The following is a 17,669-nucleotide window of genomic DNA, read 5'->3' on the forward strand; positions in this document are numbered from 1 at the left end:
GATCAAGCCTCCATGTTCTTTCTCGGATCGTAGGAGTTTGCCGTCGCCCATTCCTTCATTAAGGCCGTCAACCGCTCATCCGAGGCGTCGGGCAGCACGATCTTCAGCGAGATGTAGACGTCGCCGTGTCCGCCGCCGCGTTTTGAAACACCTTTGCTCTTGAGACGCAGGACCTTGCCCGTGTTCGAATGAGGCGGCAGTGTCAGATTGACCGGTCCCGACGGCGTCGGCACGCGAACCTTGCCACCAAGCACTGCCTCACTGAGGGAGATCGGCAGTTCCAGGCGGATATCGTCGCCGTCACGCGTAAAGAAGCGGTGCGGGCGCACACGGATTTCGATCAGGGCATCGCCCACCGGCCCACCGCCGACGCCCGGCTCGCCCTTGCCGCGCAGCCGCAAGGTCTGCCCGTCGCGCGTCCCCGGCGGGATCTGTACGTCGAGCGCCGGACCATTCGGCATCTTGACCTCCGTCCTCGTGCCGTTGACGGCCTCGAGAAAGTCGACCTCCATGGAAAATTGCCGGTCACGGCCACGACCACGGGCCTGGCCGCCGCCGGCACGACGTGAAAAGAAGCTGGCGAAGATATCGTCGGCGTCGCTGAAATCGGCAAAGCCGGCACTGTTGTGGTAGGGATCGCCAGGCCCGCTCTTCGACGCGTAGTCGCGGTAATAATTGCGCTGCGCCCGCTCGGCGCCGGTTATATCGATCTCGCCGCGGTCGAAGCGTCCGCGTTTTTCCTCATCGCTCAATATCTCGTAGGCCGTTGAAATTTGCTTGAACCGTTCCTCAGCTTTTTTATCGCCGGGGTTAAGGTCGGGGTGAAGTTTCTTGGCGAGCTTGCGGAACGCGCTTTGAATATCCTTTTGCGTTGCATCGCGTTTCACGCCCAGAAGCTCGTAGGGATCCTGGCTCATACATGTCTCCGGTCGGGCAGCGAATACTGCTGGTTGGTTTGGCAATGATATAGGTTGTCGAGCCGCCGCCGGGGAGGGGGAGGTCGGCCGCTATGATCGATGTCAATCCGACAAAGAGCCCGCTGTCACGCAAGCCAGAGCTTACTTAGAACAACGCCGCGTCTGCCGTTGGGGACGCCGAGCCTTCCTGCGCGTGATCGGGGCGCCGATCGATAAGAACCGAGCACCCGGCATGGCGCACGACCTTGTCGACGATCGAAGAGAAGACGTAGTCGGTGATATCGGTCACATGGGATGAAACCAGGATAAGGTCGGCCGATTTCTCCCTTGCCCTGGAGACGAGCAGGGAGGCGGCAACGCCGATACGAACCTCGATCATCGCCGGAATTCCCAGCTCCTTGCAGAGCGATGCCAGTTTCTTTTCGGCGTCGACGATGGCGGTCGTTTCGAATTCCTCGGGAAGCTCCGTCAGATGACGGCGGGGGATATTCTCGATGACGTGCATGACGACGATGCTTCCGCCTTCGTCCACCAGCGCAGCAGCCCGGCGCAGAAGGCGGCTGGCCGTTTCGCGGGGACCCATGCCGATGCCGCAGATGATCGTCCGATACATTTGAAATCCATATCCTCGAATGCGAATGATAGCACCGATCATACCGGTGTCGACCGTCCCGGCATTGACGAATATCAAGAAAAAGTGCCGCAGCAGCAGCGCGCACGAAGCTGCCAGCACTTCGGAACTGACCTCCGGCTGAATCGTCGCAGTTGACGATATGGCCATCGACAACAGTTCTAACCCGATGGCGTCATCGATTGAGGTTCACATGCCGAATTTTGCGATAATCGGATCGGGTGCGATGGGAAGTGCCGTCGCCAGACGGCTGATCGACCATGGCGCTACGGTGCTGACCTATCTCGAGGGCAGGAGCGAGCAGACGATTGCGCGGGCAAAGGCAGCCGGCATGGTGCCGGTCGGCCGCCAGGAGCTGACGAAGGCCGAGCTGACCCTGTCGATCGTTCCGCCGGCTGAGGCGATCAAGGTCGCCGACCTCGTCGCGGACATATCGTCGGGGATGCCGGCGCCGCCGCCCTTCATCGACCTCAACGCGATTGCGCCGAAAACGATGCAGGCGCTGGCGGCACGCTTCGAAGGCAGCAGCGTCGAGGTGCTTGACGGTGCGATCATCGGCGGGCCGCCGGTCCCCGGCAAAACAGGTCCGACCATCTATATCAGCGGCGATACCGCTGCGCGAAGCCGGCTGCTCGAGGATTGCGGCCTCAGGATCCGCCGGCTCGACGGACCGCTCGGCGCCGCCTCGGCCCTGAAGATGTGTTATGCCGGCATCAACAAGGGATTTGTCGGCCTTGGCACCGCCATGCTGCTTGCCGCATCGCGTTCCGGTGCGGCAGAAAGCCTGAAAGCCGAGCTCTCCGAAAGCCTTCCCGACATCGATCGCAAGCTGTCGGGATCCATACCCGACATGTATCCGAAAGCCTATCGGTGGGTTGCCGAAATGCACGAGATTGCCGATTTCCTCGGCGAGAACGATCCGGCCGCGACCATCTTCCGCGGCATGGCGGACGTCTTTGCCAGGATGGCTTCCGACGTGGAGGGGAGCCGCGTGCTCGTCGGGCAGTTGGACGAGATCATGGCGCGCCCCGACATCGGCAGCTGACCGCAATAGTCAAGCAATCCCCGCAATAGCCTTACAGGTGTTTGGCTACGTCCATTCTTTGATGAAGGATGCGCACGATGATGATCTGGCCCGCATCATTGCTTCTGAAATACAGAAAATGAGAGCCAACAGGGACCTTTCTGTACCCTTTCCGAATATCCAAGGGGCGGCTCATCCGTCTTCCCTCCGCCAGTTCGTGGCAGGCGTCTCTTATGTCCTGGATGTAACGTTCTGCCTGATCGACATTCCAACTCGTCGCCGTGTAATCCCAAATCTTGTCAATATCGGTTTGCGCAGCAGGAGAGAATATGATGCCTGTCATTTCGCCTCGAACGCCGCGCGTTTGCGAGCGTTGAACGCATCGAAATCAAAGGGCGTGGCAGGGCCGGATTCCTCGCCTTCAATCAAGGCGTCCTGTAATGCCTTCACTTTGGCTTCGTGTTCTTCAAGTAGGCGAAGGCCGGCCCGAACAACGTCAGTTGCTGAACCATAGCGGCCAGCCTGAACTTGCGTATCGATGAAGCTGGTGAAATGCTCGCCGAGCGATATGGACGTATTTCTGGCCATGCTGAATCTCCTTTAAGCCAATATACCAATTTTTGGTACATAACAAAACCCAGTCTTCACAGCGTGAATCTGATCCCTGGCCAACTCTGACGATTGCGTGAAACCGCGCCGACACCTGTGACAAAACCTCGTCGCCTCTGCTATGTCAGGAAAAATGCGGTGGCCAAACCCATTGGCATCGCGATCCTATCTGACCAATGCCAGGAGTTTGAAAGATGAGCGGTTCTCCCGATTATACACCCCCGAAGGTCTGGACCTGGAACAAGGCGAATGGCGGCCAGTTCGCCAGCATCAATCGCCCGATCGCCGGACCGACGCATGACAAGGAGCTTCCGATCGGCCACCATCCGTTGCAGCTCTATTCGCTCGGAACGCCGAACGGCCAGAAGGTCACCATCATGCTCGAGGAACTGCTGGCCCTTGGCCATGAAGGTGCGGAGTATGACGCCTGGCTGATCAGGATCGGCGATGGCGACCAGTTCGGAAGCGGCTTCGTCGCCGTCAATCCCAATTCCAAGATCCCGGCGCTGATGGACCGCAGCGGTCCGAAGCCGATCCGTGTCTTCGAATCCGGTGCGATCCTCACCTATCTCGCCGAAAAATTCGGCGCTTTCCTGCCGACCGAGCCGAGCGCGCGGGCCGAATGCCTGTCCTGGCTGTTCTGGCAGATGGGAAGCGCGCCCTATCTCGGCGGCGGATTCGGCCATTTCTACGCCTATGCGCCGACGAAGATCGAATATGCGATCGACCGCTTCGCCATGGAAGTGAAGCGTCAGCTCGACGTGCTCGATCGTCGCCTTGCCGAAAGCGAATATCTGGCAGGCAGCGAATATACGATCGCCGATATTGCCGTCTGGCCGTGGTATGGCGGGCTGGTGAAGGGCTGGACCTACGGGGCAGCCGAGTTTCTGCAGGTCGAGGACTATAAGAACGTGCTGCGCTGGGCCGACACCATCCACAGCAGGCCGGCCGTGCAACGCGGCCGGATGGTCAACCGCCTCTCCGGCGAGCCCTCGAGCCAGTTGCACGAGCGCCATGACGCCAGCGACTTCGACACCAGGACGCAGGACAAGCTCGCGGCCGCCGAGTAAGCAAGCGGCCCCAGCCACGTGTCGCAGCAACAAATGATGCTCCGCCGCCTTTACGGCGGCGGAGCATTTGCGAGCTGCGCGAACTCAGTTCTTGACCGTGTCTTCCAGGAAGAAGCGGCCGAGCGGGTTCTGATAGAAGTTCTCGATATTCTTGCGCGAGACGTTGATATAGGGGCTGTAATAAAGGTCGATCCAGTTGCCGTCGTCCTTGGCCATCTTCTGCAGATCGACATACATCTGTTCGCGCTTCTTCGGGTCGAGCTCGAGGCGCGCCTTGGCAACCAGATCCTTCACCGCCTCGTTCTTATAGTTGGTCAGATAGTTGTTGTTGGAATCGTGGCCGAGGACGAAGGTGGTCTTCTGGTCCGGATCGAGAATGTCATTCGTCCAGTAGTTGACCGAGATGTCGTAGTCACCGGCAACGAGCATGTCCCATTCCTGGCTAGGGTCGACCTTCTGCAGATTGGCAGTGATGCCGGCCTTCTGCAACTGCTGCTGAACCAGCACGGCCGTCTGTTCATCGACTTCGTCGCCGGCGCGGATTAGGTAGTTGAGCGTCAGGTCCGAGGCGCCGGCGGCCGCCAGCAGCTCCTTTGCCTTTTCGGGATCATAAGGCCGCTGCAAATTGTCGGCATAATAATAGAGCGCGCCCTTCGGAACGTAGGAGTTGGCGACCGTGCCCTGGCCGAAGGTGACGGTATCGACGATCGCCTTCTTGTCGATCGCCATATCAAGCGCCTGACGGACTTCCTTCTTGCCGAGCGCGCCATGCGCATGGTTGATCAGCAGATGGTCCTCACGGGTCGAAGCGTCGATACCGACGTTGAGATTCGGGTCCTTCTTCAGCTCCTCGACGCGGGAGAAGGGCACGAAGATCGCCGTATCCAGCTCGCCGGCCTGAACGTTCAGCATGCGGGTATTGTCGTCAGGCACCGAGATCCACTCGACGCCGTCGAGCTTGACGCGGTCGGCTTGCCAGAAATTCGGGTTCTTCTTCAGGATGACGCGGTCACCGCGCCGCCATTCCTCGACCACGAAGGCACCGGATGCGATCGGCTTTTCGCCATAGGCATCGGCGCCTAGCGATTCCATGCCCTTCTTGGAGATGACCGAAGCATTCGGCAGCGCCAGCGTCGAAAGGAACGGCGCGGACTGGTTCTTGAGCTTGATCGTCAGCGTGCGCGCGTCGGTCGCCACGGCCGTGTCGATCACCTTGTAGGAATCGCTCCAGAGCGAGGCGGCGTCATCGCGGATGCGCAGCAGGCTGTAGGCCGCGTCTTCCGCCGTCAGCGGCGAACCGTCGGAGAATTTTGCGTCGCGGATCTTGAACGTGTAGGTCAGCCCGTCATCCGAGACCGTCCAGCTTTCGGCAAGGCCCGGCTCCAGTTTCGTGCCTGTCTTGTCGACGCGGATCAGCACGTCGTAGACGTTGGAGAACACCCAGTTGTCGATGTTCTGCGCGGTCTTGATCGGATCAAATGTCGTCGAATCCTCGCGGCGGCCGATGGTGAGTACACCAGCGGCCTCGGCATAGCTTGCGCTGAGCGTCAGACCGGCGAGCAAGGCTGCAAGCCCGATTGATTTCCACCTGTTTGTCATGAGTTCGTTCCCTTCGTTGTTATGGCATGCGTTTGATTGATTGAATCGGCATCGAATGCGGATCGTCCTTGCCGCCGGCGCCTTGCAGCAGCCGCTTGTCAGGATCGATGTCGGGAATGGCGGCGATCAGCGCCGCGGTATAGGGATGCTTCGGCCGCGCGAAAACCTCTTCGGAGCGGCCTTCCTCGACGATCTCGCCGCGATACATCACGACGACGCGTTCGCAGAGATTGCGGACGATTGCGAGATCATGGGCGATGAAGAGCAGCGTGAGGTTCATCTTCGCCGTGAGCTCGCGGAAGAGCCCGATGATCTGCGCCTGGATGGTGACGTCGAGGGCCGCCACGCATTCGTCGGCGATGATCAGCTTCGGATCGACGGCGAGCGCACGGGCGATCCCGGCGCGCTGGCACTGGCCGCCGCTCATGCTCCGCGGTTTGCGGCCGGCGAATTCGCGTTCGAGGCCGACGAGATCGAGCAGTTCGCCGATTCGAACAGGGATATCGCCCTTGGCGACCTTGCCCTGCACCTTCAGCACCTCGGCCAGCATCTGTCCGATCGTCAGTCTCGGATTGAGCGCATTGTATGGGTCCTGGAAGACCATCGCCGTCTCGCGCCTGAGCTTTGCCAGGCCGGCACTTTTCTGCAGCGCCAGATCGACGCCGTCGAAGGTGACGTGGCCTGAGGAAAGCGGGGTGAGGCCGAGCACGGCGCGGGCAAGCGTGCTCTTGCCGCTGCCGGATTCGCCGACGATGCCGACCGTCTCGCCCGGCATGATCTGCAGGCTGACACCGGCAACGGCGCTGACCGTCTTGGCACCGCCCCTGAGCAGGGCGCCGCCGGCTCTGAAACGCACGTGGAGATCGTCGATTTCGAGCAATGGCCTCGCCGGTTGGCTGGCCGCCGCAAGCTCGAGCAGCGGCGCGGACATCTCGCCTGGGATGGAAGGGTGGCTGTTGATCAGATTGATCGTATAGGGATGCTGCGGCCGCGCCAGGATCGTCCGCTTCGGCCCCTCTTCGAGCAGTTTGCCGCCGCGCAGCACGGCAATACGGTCGCCAGTCTGGGCAACGATACCGAGATCGTGGGTGATCAGAATGATCGACAGGCCACGCCGATCACGAATGTCAATCAACAGCCGCAGGATCTGCGCCTGGATAGTCACATCGAGCGCCGTCGTCGGCTCGTCGGCGATCAGGATCTTCGGATTGCAGGACAGCGCCACGCCGATCATCGCCCGCTGCCGCATGCCGCCGGAAAATTCATGCGGATAGCTGTCGTACTGGCGTTTTGGATCGGGGAAGCCGACCTGCGCCAGGATTTCCGTCGCCGCGGTGCGGGCCTCGCGGGCGCCGAGGCCCTGATGATAGCGGATGCCCTCGGCGATCTGATCGCCGATCCGCATGACAGGGTCAAGATGGCTGGTCGGGTTCTGGAAGATCATGCCGATCTCGCCGCCTCGCACTTTCAGCATCTCGCCATCATCGATCCGCATGAGGTCACGCCCTTCGAGCAGCACGCTACCGCTTTCGATCTTCAGCAGCGAGGAGGGCAGCAGGCGCACCAGGGAACGGCAGAACAGGCTCTTGCCCGAGCCGCTCTCGCCGACAAGACCGAGGATCTCGCCCCTGCCGAGGTCGAGCGAGACCGCATCGAGCAGCATGCGCGGGCCGGAATCGACATGCGCCCTGACGGTGAGATCACGGACGGACAACACGGAGCCGCTCATTCGTGCACCCCCAGCAGTTCGCCGAGCGCGTCGCCCAGCATGCTGAAACCGAAGGCGAGGCAAACGATGGAGAGGCCGGGAAACAAAGTGATCCACCATGCCGTGGTGATAAAACTCTGTCCTTCCGCGACCATGACGCCCCATTCGGCGATCGGTGGCTGGACGCCGAGGCCGAGATAGCTGACGGCGGCGCCGCTGAGCAGCACCAGCGTCGCATCGGACATCGAAAAGACGATCGAGCCGGCGATCGCGTTCGGCAGCAGGTGGCGGAACATGATGCGCGGGCGGCTGAAGCCGAGGCTGACGGCGGCAACGGCGTAGTCGCTGCCTTTCAGCACCAGCATCTGCGCCCGGATCAACCGCGCATAGGAAACCCAGCCGACCAGCGCCATGGCGATGTAGAAGCTGCCGAGGCCCGGGCCGAGGATCGCGATGATCGACAGCATCAGCACCAGGAAGGGGAAGGCGAGGATGATATCGACAAGACGCATGAACAGCGCATCGACGATCCCGCCGAAAAAGCCGGCGATCGTTCCGACCGTCGTTCCGATCACGAAGGGGAAGATGACGCCGATCAGCGCCATCTGCAGGTCGAGGCGAGCGCCCCAGATGACGCGGGAGAGGATATCGCGGCCGAAATTGTCGGTGCCGAAGGGATGTAACAGCGAAGGCGCCTGCAGGCGCACCTCGGCATTCTGCATGATCGGGTCGTAAGGCGCGACGATGGGCGCACCGATCGCCAGCAGGACGAAGAACAGCAGCAGGCCGGCACTGAACACAAGCATCGGCCGCCGGCCGAAGAACCGGCGCCAGCCGGGGGAGGCGGGGGTGATCGCCTCGATGCTCATAGCTTCACTCTCGGATCGACGGCGACGGTGACGATGTCGGCGATGAAGTTGATGAGCACGGTGGCGCAGGCAAAGACCATGGCGACGCCCTGCACCACCATATAGTCACGCGAGAAGATCGCCCTGACGAGCAGTTGTCCCATGCCGGGCAGCGCAAAGACGCTCTCGACCACCACCGTGCCGCCGATCAGCCAGCCGATGTTGACAGCAAGCAAATTGATCGTCGGCACCAGCGAATTCGGCAGGACATGCCGCCAGAAGACGATCCTCTCCGGCATGCCGCGGGCACGCGCCGCCGTCGCGACATCCGATTTCAGTTGCTCGATCATCGCTGCCCGCAGGCTGCGCGTCAGCACGGTCGAGAGCGACAGCGCGACCGTCAGGCTCGGCAGCACGAGATGCGACAGCTTTTCGCCGATCGTCGCACCATAGCCCGAAACCGGCAGCACACCGAGTTCAACGCTGAAGAGGATGATCAGCATCAACCCCAGCCAGAAGGGAGGAAAACCGATGCCGAAGGTCGAGACGATGCGCACCGCATGATCCGGCGCCCGGCCGGCATTGCGCGCGGCGATCGCCGCCATTGGCACCGCGATCAGGACCGAAAACACGACGCTGGAGACGACGAGCGCAAGCGTCGGCTCGATACGGGTGACGATCAGCTTCAGCACGTCGATCTTGTAGAGGATCGACTTGCCCATCTCGCCATTGGCGAGGTTCTTGAGGAAATAGACATATTGCAGCCACATCGGCTGATCGAGCCCGTACTGGGCGCGGATGCTGGCCAGTGCTGCCGGCGTCGCGCGCGTGCCGAGAATATTGCGCGCCGGATCGCCAGGGATCAGCCGGACCAGAATGAAAGTGATGACGCTGATGCCGAAGATCACGGGCAGGAACTGCAGCGGTCGCGTCAGAACGAATTTATAGCGATGCATGACGGCGATCGCCCCTTTGTCTTCGTCGGGTTCGGTCGGCTACCTGTTGCATCAGCCTGCCTCGTGCCGGGCCAGAAAATCGAGAAGCGCCGGATAATAATCCTGCGGGTTCTCATAGAACGGCATGTGGCTGGCATTGGCAAATACCTTCAGCTCGGCATTCGGCAGCGCAAGCTTCATCCTGAGCGCACAGGCCGGCGTCAGCTCGTCATGCTCTCCCGTCGTGATGAGCACCGGCAGCGTCAGCCGCGGCAGGGCGGAGATGCGGTTCCAGTCCTTGAGGTTGCCGATATAGAGAAACTCGTTCGGCCCCTGCATCGTCTCGTAGGGCGCCATGTTCCAATCGTCGAGCGAGCGGCGCACCGGCGCCGGCCATTCCGGCAGTCGGCAGACATGGCGGTAGTTGAGGATCGTGATGGCGGCGAGATATTCCGGATGATTGTAGGTACCCTGCGCCTCGTGCTTCTGCATCATTGAGACGGTTTCCGGACCGAGCGCTGCGCGCAGCCGTTCCAGTTCCGAGATCAGATGCGGCATGTCGGCGACGGTATCCTCGAGGATCAGCGTCTTGAGGTTCTCGGGATAGGTCAGCGCATATTCGATCGCCAGCCAGCCGCCCCAGGAATGGCCGAGCATGTGGACCTTGCCGAGCCCCAACGCCTTGCGCACCGTCTCCGTCTCCTCGACATAACGGCCGATCGTCCAGAGCGTGAGATCGTCCGGCCGGTCGGAGGCGCCGGTGCCGAGCTGATCGAAGGCGACGACGCGATATCCCTTGTCGATAAGACAGGAATGCGCCTCGCGCAGGTAATCGCAGGGCAGACCGGGCCCGCCGTTCAAGCAGAAAACCGTCTCGATGCCGGCCCCGAAGCTATAGGCAACGACGCGATAGCCATCGACATCGATCTCGAATCGCTCGTCCGGCCGTATTTCACGCCACATTGATCGCTCCGGCAGAAGATTTCGCTTGCTCAATATTTGGGCATGGCTAAATTTTTACCTCAAATCCCATTCTGTGCCAGCTATAAGAAGTGATAGGGTGGGCGCCATGCCGAACCTGGGAGCAGCCCATGCTTGACGACCCCATTCGTGACGACCCCATTCTTGACGAGATCGGAACGATCAGACGGCAGTTTACAGTACATGAAACGCTGGACGGCCGGATCGACCAAGCCTTCGAGGCGATGAAGCAGATCGGCTTCGAGGCGCTGATCTACGACTATACGCCGGTGCCTTACGATCTCGACGGCGCGATCATGATACCATCGCTGCTGAAGCTGCGGAATATTTCCGACGACATGCACGATTACTGGTTCAATCGCGGCTATTTCCGTATCGATCCGGTGCAGCAGGTGGCACTGCGCACTTCCGCACCCTTCTTCTGGAACTACGACCCGGACGCCGACACGCTGATCAACCGTTTCATGACCGACGACACGGCGCCGGTGACGCGCTATTTGAGCGAACGCGATATGTCGACCGGCGTCACCGTTCCGGTTCATATGCCACGCGGCGACTATGCCACCGTCACCGGCATCCGCTTCGGCCGGAACAAAGAATTCGAACGGCACGCACTGCGCTATATCGCCGACTTCAACCTGCTTGCCCATGTTTTCCATGAGACCGCCTATTCGCTGTTCGACACACGGGCGAAGAGCGTCGGCACGATCCGTCTGACCGAACGGGAACGTGAATGCCTGCGCCATTCGGCGGAAGGCTACTCCGCCAAGGAAATTTCCCGCATCATAGACCGTTCCGTACCAACCGTCGTGATGCATCTGAACGCCGCGACAAAGAAACTCGGCGCCCGCAACCGAACCCAGGCCGTGGTGCGCGCCACCCACTACCGCCTGCTCGAAGACCGGCCGACCCATAATTGGCCACCCTATAACTTGTGATAGCTGCCTTGGCCGCCGCCGCCGCGTTATGATTTTTTTCATGACGCCGAGAGATGGAGACGCCCGTGGGCGAAGTCACGACCAACGAAGCCTATTTGCCCTTTCGCGATTATCGCACCTGGTATCGAGTCACCGGCTCGCTGGAGAGCGGCAAGCTGCCCCTCGTCGTCGCCCATGGTGGGCCTGGCTGCACCCATGATTATGTCGATTCCTTCAAAGATATCGCCGCCCTCGACGGCCGTCCGGTCATTCATTACGACCAGCTCGGCAATGGCAATTCCACCCGACTTCCGGAAATGGGCCCGGATTTCTGGACGGTCGGCCTATTCCTTGAGGAGCTGGACGCACTGCTTTCCCATCTCGGCATCCAGGACCGTTACGCCTTTCTTGGCCAGTCCTGGGGCGGCATGCTCGGCGCCGAACACGCGGTGCGCCGGCCGCAAGGGCTGAAGGCGCTTGTGATAGCCAACTCGCCGGCCAACATGCATACCTGGGTTTCGGAGGCGAACCGGCTGAGGCAGGAACTGCCGAAGGAGGTACAGGACACGCTGCTGAAGCATGAGCTGGCGGGAAGCCTCACCGATCCGGAATATATCGCCGCCTCGCGCGTCTTCTATGACCGCCATGTCTGTCGCGTGGTGCCGTGGCCGCCTGAAGTGGCGCGGACCTTTGCCATCATGGACGAGGACAACACCGTCTACCGCAACATGAACGGCCCGACCGAATTTCACGTCATCGGCACGATGAAGGACTGGACGATCGAGAACAGGCTCGACCGCATCGAAGCCCCGACGCTGCTGATCTCGGGAAAATACGACGAGGCGACGCCCCTGGTGGTAAGGCCCTATCTCGAACGCGTTCCCGGCTGCGAATGGGTGCTCTTCGAAAATTCCAGCCATATGCCGCATGTCGAGGAAAAGCAGCTTTGCCTGGCGACCGTTTCCGGTTTCCTGTCCCGGCACGATTGAGGAAGCGGTCGTCTATCGGCGAACCAGCCATTTTTTGGCGACACGGCAGGCCATCGTATAGGCCGGATCGAAGACGTTGCCGACATCGTAACGCACCACCTGGCCCAGCAGATGGCTGGCCGCCGTCCTGTCCAGGCCATAATCCGCCGCCAGCCAGTTCAACATTTCGCTGGTGGCGTGCTGGAGCGCCTGATCGAGGGGGCGGGCGTTGCCGATGGTGAAGATGTCTTCGGCCGTTTCTCCGCGCGGCCAGACCAGTCCGGCCTTCTTTTCCACCGTCAGCCGCACCGTGACCTCGAACGTCGTCTCGACGCCGGTTCCGACGATCTCGCCATCCCCTTGCACGGCATGGCAATCGCCCAGAAAGAATAGGGCGCCGGGGGCCGCTACAGGCAAGCGGACCGTGGTGCCGGGGCCGAACAGCCGATAATCCATGTTGCCGCCATATTCGCCGCTGGTCGCAGTCGATATCGCCTGGCCGAGGCTGGGCGCCACGCCGAAACAGCCGATCATCGGGTCGAGAGGCAGAACGAAATCTTCAAGACCTGCAACCGGTTCGGAAAGCCGGACTGTCAGGGCTTCGCGGTCGATCGCCCAGATGGCGATATCGCGCGGCGGCAGGTCGCGAACCGCGTCGGGATCGACCACATTGGCGGCGACGACGCTGCGGGTAAAACCCGTGTCCCTGGTCGGGATCATGCTGATGATCTCGACCTTCAGCGCATCCCCGGGCTCAGCCCCTTCCACGAAGATCGGGCCGTTCATGGGATTGGGGCCGGATGCCCGCTTGATGCCGTCCTTGCCATGCCCGGCGGCATCGAGCGTTTCGGTGACCACGGTATCGCCGTCGGCGATGTGCAGGGCCGGTGGAAGAGAGCCGATGACATTGTGAAAGCTCGTCGGAATGAAGCGGTGAGTGGTCATGAAATACAGCTCTCGCTCGTTTCGATGGTCATGAGCCTGCAGTTGAAGTGCCCGGCCGAGAGAGTTGCAGACTAGATCAGAGATTGCCTGCAATGCCAATATCCGCGCGGCACCACGCGAAACCGGCAGCCGATGGCGCGGTGCCGAAAGGGTGGCACGAGGGGCGTCTTTGTGATCGCGGCAACCGCATAGGGGAGTACATCACCCATATCCACCCCGGTGGAGGCGACTCTTGCCGCAGCGCTCGAAGGGGTTTCGGCCACGTGTTTGCACAGGAAAGATCATTCAGGCAATCGCCGAAACGCGATACCATGATCACGACCTTGACCGCCTCGCCCACCTTCCTTTCAGACAGATAGGCAGATCATGACAAATGTCGAACAGATGCAGGAACAGCGACTTGAAGCGCTCCGACTGACGAAGTCGGGAACACCGAAGCTGCCATCCAATCCGTTTTTCGGCGTCGGTCCGATCACGGATGCGACCACCGACGAGGTGGATAGCCGCCTGCGGCGCATCGCTTTCGATAGATGGATCGAGAAGACCTATCGCAAGTTCGACGACAGGGGTAACGACATCGGCGGTTTCACCACCGCCGAAATTTCCCGCAGCATGCATCGCGGCTACCCTGCGGACAAAATTCTGACCGACATGATGCGGGCGATCCACCGCTATTTCCACTTCCCGAAGACGAACCGGATGGCTGTGGGACTCGGCGGCGGTCACAGCGGCTTTACTGTCTGCGTGCAGCACCTGATGAACGCCAACGACGCCTCGCAGCGCGTCTACGTCGATACGCCGCGCCCGGAAAGCGATCCGTCCCGCGCGGCAGGCTTCTTCCGTCAGTCCTGGGCCACGCAGCTGATCGAGATGCAGCGCTTCGCCGAAAAAGGCTGCGATAGCCGCATTCATTTTGCCGCCTCCGAGGGTGTGATCCCGACGGCCGCCGAGCTTTTCGCTCTTGGCGTGTCGATCTTCGTCGGCGTCGGCCACGAGACGACCGGCGCCAATGCCTATACCAGCCGCGAGATCCAAGAGCTGCTGAACTGGATCGATGGCGATCCGGCAAACCGTCATGCAGTGTTCGACGCGACGTCGATGCTGGGCGCCATGCCTTGGGAGCCCGAGCTGGTCGACGCCGTGATGGCGAAATGCTGTTTGTTCATGCCGTTCCAGAAGGCGATCGGCGGGGTGTCGGGGTATTTCGTCGCCTCCTTCACGCCGCATGCCCTGGCGCTCGTTGAGAAAAACCAGCAGGATCCGTCCTGGGCGATCCCGCGCCAGCTCAAGATCGCGCCGCCGATCGATGCCCGGCAGCCGCTTTCAGCCAAGCGATCCGTGGATGCCGGGCCGTTTTACGATGCAGCGGAAGACCGCATGCTCGGCGGCGTCATCAATACCTACAGCGCGCTTGCCTTTGCCGAAACCACCTTCGGCCTCCTGCAGTCCGAGGCGCGGGTCGGCTCGGTGGTCGAGCTCAACAAGCGGTCTGCGGCCAATCGGGCGGTGATCGACGGCTGGGTCGAGTCGCACCCGCTGTTTTCGCTCACCGTCATCGATGCCGAGCGGCGCGGCGCGGCGGTGACACTGTTAAAGGTAGAGGACGCCGGCATCACCGATCCTGCAATCCATGGCCGCATCATCGCGCGTTCGAAGCAACTACTCGGCTATGAGGGCTTTACCCATCCGAACGGCGCGTTCGAGCCCGGCCTCGACGCGGCGCGCTATGTCAACGCATTCCCGGGAACGCCCGGCGACTACCGCGCCTGGGTCGGCGGCATCCGCGAGCCGACCGATGTCGTCGCGCTGCTGGAGAACCTGCAATATGCCTATCTGCGCGCCAAGATCGTCGTGATCGAGGAGGAACTGGCAAAGCAGGGCGTCACGTTCGCGGCGCCTGCGAAGGCCGGCGCGATGGTCCGCAAGGACGATCCCGAACACGCCTATACGGTGCTGATCGCCGATCTGGTCGGCCTGCGCCTCGGCGCCGATGGGGAGCCCGACGACAGCGAGATCAGGACCTATGTCGGGGAAAGGGGCGGCGTCTTCCATGCCGGCCCGATCGGCGACAGGGCGGCGCTGGAAAAGGGCCGCATCCATTTCTTCTACCAGCCGAATCTCAGCACCGAGGCCGAAATCCTGCCGCAGACGGACAAGGGCCAGTATGACGCGCTGATCGCGGCGGCGACCTTCATCCCGAAGGCTTCCGTCTTCCCGTTCGGCGGCGTGCGCATCGGCGCGGGTACCGGCAACATGGGCTCGGCCTCCTGGGGCGGCGGCAACGGCGAGGGCGGCGAGGCGCCTTTGATGAACACGCCCGGCATGAACAGCCGGGCGACCGCTCAGATGGCGATGAAGGCAATCCTCAAGGTCGTTCCCGACCTGCCCGTCGACAGGCTGCACCAGATGGTCGCCAAAGGCGACTTTGATACCGGGCGCCAGCTCAAGAATTTCCCGACCGCCAAGCTGGAGGGCCGGAAAATCGCCATTCTCGGCTACGGCAATATCGGCCGCGAAGTCGCCAAGCTCGCCAAGGCTTTCGGCATGAAGGTGGCGGTCTACGCGCGCCAGCGTCACCAAGGCTGGATCGAGTCGGAAGGCTTCTATTACGCCGCAAGTCCGGTTGACGCGGCGACCGGCGCCGACGTGCTCTCCATCCATATCGGTCTCGGCCGGCTGGATGCTGCGACCGGCGTCTACTCCAACGCAGGGGTGGTCGACACGCAGGTTCTCGGTGCGATGAACGATGGTGCGGTGCTGGTCAACTACGACCGGGGCGAGGTCGTCGATGCGGCGGCGCTCGACCAGGCGCTGTCATCAGGAAAGATTGCCCATGCGGCAATCGACGCCGATCTCTTCAAGGATGCAGCGACCGGCAAGCTCAGCGGACCGATGGTTCCCTATCTGCCGCTCGAAGAGCGCCATAAGGGCAAGCTGGAACTGCTGCCGCATGCCGCCGCCGATACCGACCATCCTTCGCGGGTGACCGGCGCCAAGCAGGCGGTCGATCAGATCTTCGATGTCATCCGCTTCAAGTCGGTCACCAATCTGAAGGGTGATCTGCCGGAAGGATACGTCTCGGCAGGCGGCCGCACACCGGCCGGAATCGGCAGGGTGACGAAGCGGGTGGTCAGCGAGATCAGCGGCAATTCGGAACTGCTCGACGAATTGCGGCGGACCTCGGAAAAGGTCGCGGCGATCGTCGGCGCGCTGTCTGTTGTCTGCGATCCGAGCCACCGCGACCGGATCATCGATCGCTATACCGGTCTGCTGGCCGAAAATGCCGGCCGGCAGCGGGCGCTTCTCGAGCAGCTTGGCCTCTACGGACCGGCGGCGGAGTAAGCCGCGGTCACGCCCGATGCGTGCCGCTCTTTTTCCGACCGCGCCGGCTCGCGCCACATTCGGAGCGGGGGCTGATCGGCGGAGCAAGCCGGACGCCAGTGTCGCGTTTCTAACTGGCCAGCGACGTCGCAGCCCTAATCAGCTTTGACAGAGTTTCAAAAAAACCAACGGTTTAGCTAAACCAGGGCAGGTTCGACGGTTCGCCGCGTATTGCGCCTATCCCGGTCGGGCAAAGGGACGGCTTCGAGGAGCCTCGTGGTGCAGTCATGCTAAGGGTTGGCAAAATTTCCGTTCGGGTGCCGATTTCGACCACCTCGCCTAGGCATGAACGGCAACCAGGGGATCGATGCGGTCCACGACCGCCATGTCATCTCCACACGCTTCTCGACCGCAGATATCTCCTTCGCCGGCAGCAGCCTAGATCTGCTGCGAATTTGCGACAGTTTGCGACAAATTCCCCATGCCGCGGCACAGTTGTGCGACAGCGATGAGCTATTCCTGGCGAGTAACCGCCGCGTCCAGACATTGGTTTGAAGTCCAGGAGGAGAGCATAAATGGCAGAGCAAAGTCCCGCAGACTCTCAAGGCGCTGGTGTGACGCGTCGAGCCGTCCTTGGCACGGGTGCCGGTGTGGCAGTCGCAACGATACTTCCACTGCAACCTGCTGCCGCCCAGGAGACTTCTGTTTCGAATGAAACGGGCACAACTCTCTTCGTTTCGACGACGGTGAATGGACGGGCCGTCGCTCTTGATATTGACTCACGCGCATCGCTTCTTGACCTGCTGCGCGAGCGCGTTGGCTTTTCGGGAACAAAAAAAGGCTGCGATCATGGTCAGTGCGGCGCATGCACGGTGCACCTCGACGGCCGAACCGTCGTGTCCTGTCTGACGCTTGCGGCGAAAGTCGACGGACGTCAGGTGACGACCATCGAAGGGCTTGCAGAGGGCGATACGCTTCATCCGATGCAGACCGCCTTCATCGATCACGATGCATTGCAGTGCGGATACTGCACGCCGGGCCAGATCATGTCCGCCGTCGCATGCGTTCGACACGGTCATGCAACCGACAAAACCTCGATCCGCGAATTCATGAGTGGAAACATCTGTCGTTGCGGCGCGTATGCCGGGATCGTCGCTGCCATCGAAGATGTGGCAGCCAATTCGAAGGAGGGCTGA

Annotated in this window: 17 protein-coding genes; 7 read left to right on the plus strand and 10 right to left on the minus strand. The window is 61.5% G+C overall.

All coding sequences use genetic code 11. The features are described 5' to 3' along the window. Window positions 1-2: 2 nt before the first annotated feature. Complete coding sequence (locus RWJ89_RS23335; protein ID WP_316031499.1) at window positions 3-917, minus strand: J domain-containing protein; 915 nt, start codon at window positions 915-917, stop codon at window positions 3-5. 145 nt (window positions 918-1,062) lie between these two features. Then, entirely contained in the window at window positions 1,063-1,530 is a 468-nt protein-coding gene (locus RWJ89_RS23340; RefSeq protein ID WP_316031500.1) for a universal stress protein, read from the minus strand. A 160-nt stretch (window positions 1,531-1,690) separates the two neighbouring features. Between RWJ89_RS23340 and RWJ89_RS23345 the strand changes: the two genes are divergently transcribed. Then, the gene (locus tag RWJ89_RS23345; RefSeq protein ID WP_316031501.1) at window positions 1,691-2,593 is read left to right on the plus strand and encodes an NAD(P)-dependent oxidoreductase; all 903 of its coding nucleotides are present in this window, start codon (window positions 1,691-1,693) and stop codon (window positions 2,591-2,593) included. Window positions 2,594-2,624: 31 nt separating this feature from the next. Here RWJ89_RS23345 and RWJ89_RS23350 read toward each other — a convergent pair whose 3' ends face one another. Both RWJ89_RS23350 and RWJ89_RS23355 read right to left on the minus strand, forming a co-directional pair. After that, entirely contained in the window at window positions 2,625-2,915 is a 291-nt protein-coding gene (locus RWJ89_RS23350) for a type II toxin-antitoxin system RelE/ParE family toxin (protein WP_221946749.1), read from the minus strand. Continuing rightward, window positions 2,912-3,160, minus strand: coding sequence for a type II toxin-antitoxin system ParD family antitoxin (locus tag RWJ89_RS23355; RefSeq protein WP_072642369.1), 249 nt, complete (start codon window positions 3,158-3,160; stop codon window positions 2,912-2,914). Before RWJ89_RS23355 ends, RWJ89_RS23350 begins: the two co-directional genes overlap by 4 nt. 215 nt (window positions 3,161-3,375) lie before the next feature. Between RWJ89_RS23355 and yghU the strand changes: the two genes are divergently transcribed. Beyond that, window positions 3,376-4,251, plus strand: a complete 876-nt coding sequence (gene yghU, locus RWJ89_RS23360; protein ID WP_316031502.1) for a glutathione-dependent disulfide-bond oxidoreductase — start codon at window positions 3,376-3,378, stop codon at window positions 4,249-4,251. A gap of 84 nt (window positions 4,252-4,335) precedes the next feature. Here the strand turns inward: yghU and RWJ89_RS23365 are convergent, their stop codons facing one another. Genes RWJ89_RS23365 through RWJ89_RS23385 form a run of 5 tightly spaced genes read right to left on the minus strand, consistent with a single transcriptional unit; the run spans window position 4,336 to window position 10,304 of the window. Then, a complete protein-coding gene (locus RWJ89_RS23365) occupies window positions 4,336-5,850 on the minus strand; it encodes an ABC transporter substrate-binding protein (RefSeq protein WP_131665782.1) in 1,515 nt (504 codons plus the stop codon). A 19-nt stretch (window positions 5,851-5,869) separates the two neighbouring features. Further along, entirely contained in the window at window positions 5,870-7,579 is a 1,710-nt protein-coding gene (locus RWJ89_RS23370) for an ABC transporter ATP-binding protein (protein ID WP_316031503.1), read from the minus strand. Next, window positions 7,576-8,427: an ABC transporter permease gene (locus RWJ89_RS23375; protein ID WP_131665780.1), complete on the minus strand. Its 852-nt coding sequence runs from the start codon at window positions 8,425-8,427 to the stop codon at window positions 7,576-7,578. The genes RWJ89_RS23370 and RWJ89_RS23375 overlap by 4 nt, the downstream gene beginning before the upstream one ends. Further along, window positions 8,424-9,362: an ABC transporter permease gene (locus RWJ89_RS23380; RefSeq protein WP_131665779.1), complete on the minus strand. Its 939-nt coding sequence runs from the start codon at window positions 9,360-9,362 to the stop codon at window positions 8,424-8,426. The genes RWJ89_RS23375 and RWJ89_RS23380 overlap by 4 nt, the downstream gene beginning before the upstream one ends. Before the next feature lie 51 nt (window positions 9,363-9,413). Then, window positions 9,414-10,304, minus strand: coding sequence for a proline iminopeptidase-family hydrolase (locus RWJ89_RS23385; protein ID WP_131665778.1), 891 nt, complete (start codon window positions 10,302-10,304; stop codon window positions 9,414-9,416). A gap of 158 nt (window positions 10,305-10,462) precedes the next feature. Between RWJ89_RS23385 and RWJ89_RS23390 the strand changes: the two genes are divergently transcribed. Together RWJ89_RS23390 and RWJ89_RS23395 are read left to right on the plus strand one after the other, a co-directional pair. Then, on the plus strand, window positions 10,463-11,260 hold the full coding sequence (locus RWJ89_RS23390; RefSeq protein WP_131665861.1) for a helix-turn-helix transcriptional regulator: 798 nt from the start codon (window positions 10,463-10,465) through the stop codon (window positions 11,258-11,260). 65 nt (window positions 11,261-11,325) lie between these two features. Continuing rightward, entirely contained in the window at window positions 11,326-12,228 is a 903-nt protein-coding gene (locus RWJ89_RS23395; RefSeq protein ID WP_026264678.1) for a proline iminopeptidase-family hydrolase, read from the plus strand. 12 nt (window positions 12,229-12,240) lie between these two features. Here RWJ89_RS23395 and RWJ89_RS23400 read toward each other — a convergent pair whose 3' ends face one another. After that, window positions 12,241-13,152: an acetamidase/formamidase family protein gene (locus RWJ89_RS23400; RefSeq protein WP_221988779.1), complete on the minus strand. Its 912-nt coding sequence runs from the start codon at window positions 13,150-13,152 to the stop codon at window positions 12,241-12,243. Between the two features lie 366 nt (window positions 13,153-13,518). Here RWJ89_RS23400 and RWJ89_RS23405 point away from each other — a divergent pair, with 366 nt between their 5' ends. From RWJ89_RS23405 to RWJ89_RS23415, 3 genes are all read left to right on the plus strand, one after another. Beyond that, window positions 13,519-16,494 carry an NAD(P)-dependent oxidoreductase gene (locus RWJ89_RS23405; RefSeq protein WP_222061968.1) on the plus strand — a complete coding sequence of 992 codons (2,976 nt, stop codon included), beginning with the start codon at window positions 13,519-13,521 and terminating at the stop codon, window positions 16,492-16,494. 324 nt (window positions 16,495-16,818) lie between these two features. After that, window positions 16,819-17,028 carry a hypothetical protein gene (locus RWJ89_RS23410; RefSeq protein WP_143529518.1) on the plus strand — a complete coding sequence of 70 codons (210 nt, stop codon included), beginning with the start codon at window positions 16,819-16,821 and terminating at the stop codon, window positions 17,026-17,028. Between the two features lie 20 nt (window positions 17,029-17,048). Then, window positions 17,049-17,669 (plus strand): (2Fe-2S)-binding protein, encoded by a 621-nt coding sequence (locus RWJ89_RS23415; RefSeq protein WP_222061969.1) that lies wholly within the window; start codon window positions 17,049-17,051, stop codon window positions 17,667-17,669.

It is taken from the genome of Rhizobium sp. 10PS4, from assembly GCF_032464805.1.
GTDB lineage: Bacteria > Pseudomonadota > Alphaproteobacteria > Rhizobiales > Rhizobiaceae > Rhizobium > Rhizobium laguerreae.

Excerpts from the sequence above, each read along its gene's own strand:
- RWJ89_RS23335 (WP_316031499.1), bottom strand. The coding sequence starts at position 917 with ATGAGCCAGGATCCCTACGAGCTTCTGGGCGTGAAACGCGATGCAACG.
- RWJ89_RS23340 (WP_316031500.1), bottom strand. The coding sequence starts at position 1,530 with ATGTATCGGACGATCATCTGCGGCATCGGCATGGGTCCCCGCGAAACG.
- RWJ89_RS23345 (WP_316031501.1), top strand. The coding sequence starts at position 1,691 with ATGGCCATCGACAACAGTTCTAACCCGATGGCGTCATCGATTGAGGTT.
- RWJ89_RS23350 (WP_221946749.1), bottom strand. The coding sequence starts at position 2,915 with ATGACAGGCATCATATTCTCTCCTGCTGCGCAAACCGATATTGACAAG.
- RWJ89_RS23355 (WP_072642369.1), bottom strand. The coding sequence starts at position 3,160 with ATGGCCAGAAATACGTCCATATCGCTCGGCGAGCATTTCACCAGCTTC.
- yghU (WP_316031502.1), top strand. The coding sequence starts at position 3,376 with ATGAGCGGTTCTCCCGATTATACACCCCCGAAGGTCTGGACCTGGAAC.
- RWJ89_RS23365 (WP_131665782.1), bottom strand. The coding sequence starts at position 5,850 with ATGACAAACAGGTGGAAATCAATCGGGCTTGCAGCCTTGCTCGCCGGT.
- RWJ89_RS23370 (WP_316031503.1), bottom strand. The coding sequence starts at position 7,579 with ATGAGCGGCTCCGTGTTGTCCGTCCGTGATCTCACCGTCAGGGCGCAT.
- RWJ89_RS23375 (WP_131665780.1), bottom strand. The coding sequence starts at position 8,427 with ATGAGCATCGAGGCGATCACCCCCGCCTCCCCCGGCTGGCGCCGGTTC.
- RWJ89_RS23380 (WP_131665779.1), bottom strand. The coding sequence starts at position 9,362 with ATGCATCGCTATAAATTCGTTCTGACGCGACCGCTGCAGTTCCTGCCC.
- RWJ89_RS23385 (WP_131665778.1), bottom strand. The coding sequence starts at position 10,304 with ATGTGGCGTGAAATACGGCCGGACGAGCGATTCGAGATCGATGTCGAT.
- RWJ89_RS23400 (WP_221988779.1), bottom strand. The coding sequence starts at position 13,152 with ATGACCACTCACCGCTTCATTCCGACGAGCTTTCACAATGTCATCGGC.
- RWJ89_RS23405 (WP_222061968.1), top strand. The coding sequence starts at position 13,519 with ATGACAAATGTCGAACAGATGCAGGAACAGCGACTTGAAGCGCTCCGA.
- RWJ89_RS23410 (WP_143529518.1), top strand. The coding sequence starts at position 16,819 with ATGAACGGCAACCAGGGGATCGATGCGGTCCACGACCGCCATGTCATC.
- RWJ89_RS23415 (WP_222061969.1), top strand. The coding sequence starts at position 17,049 with ATGGCAGAGCAAAGTCCCGCAGACTCTCAAGGCGCTGGTGTGACGCGT.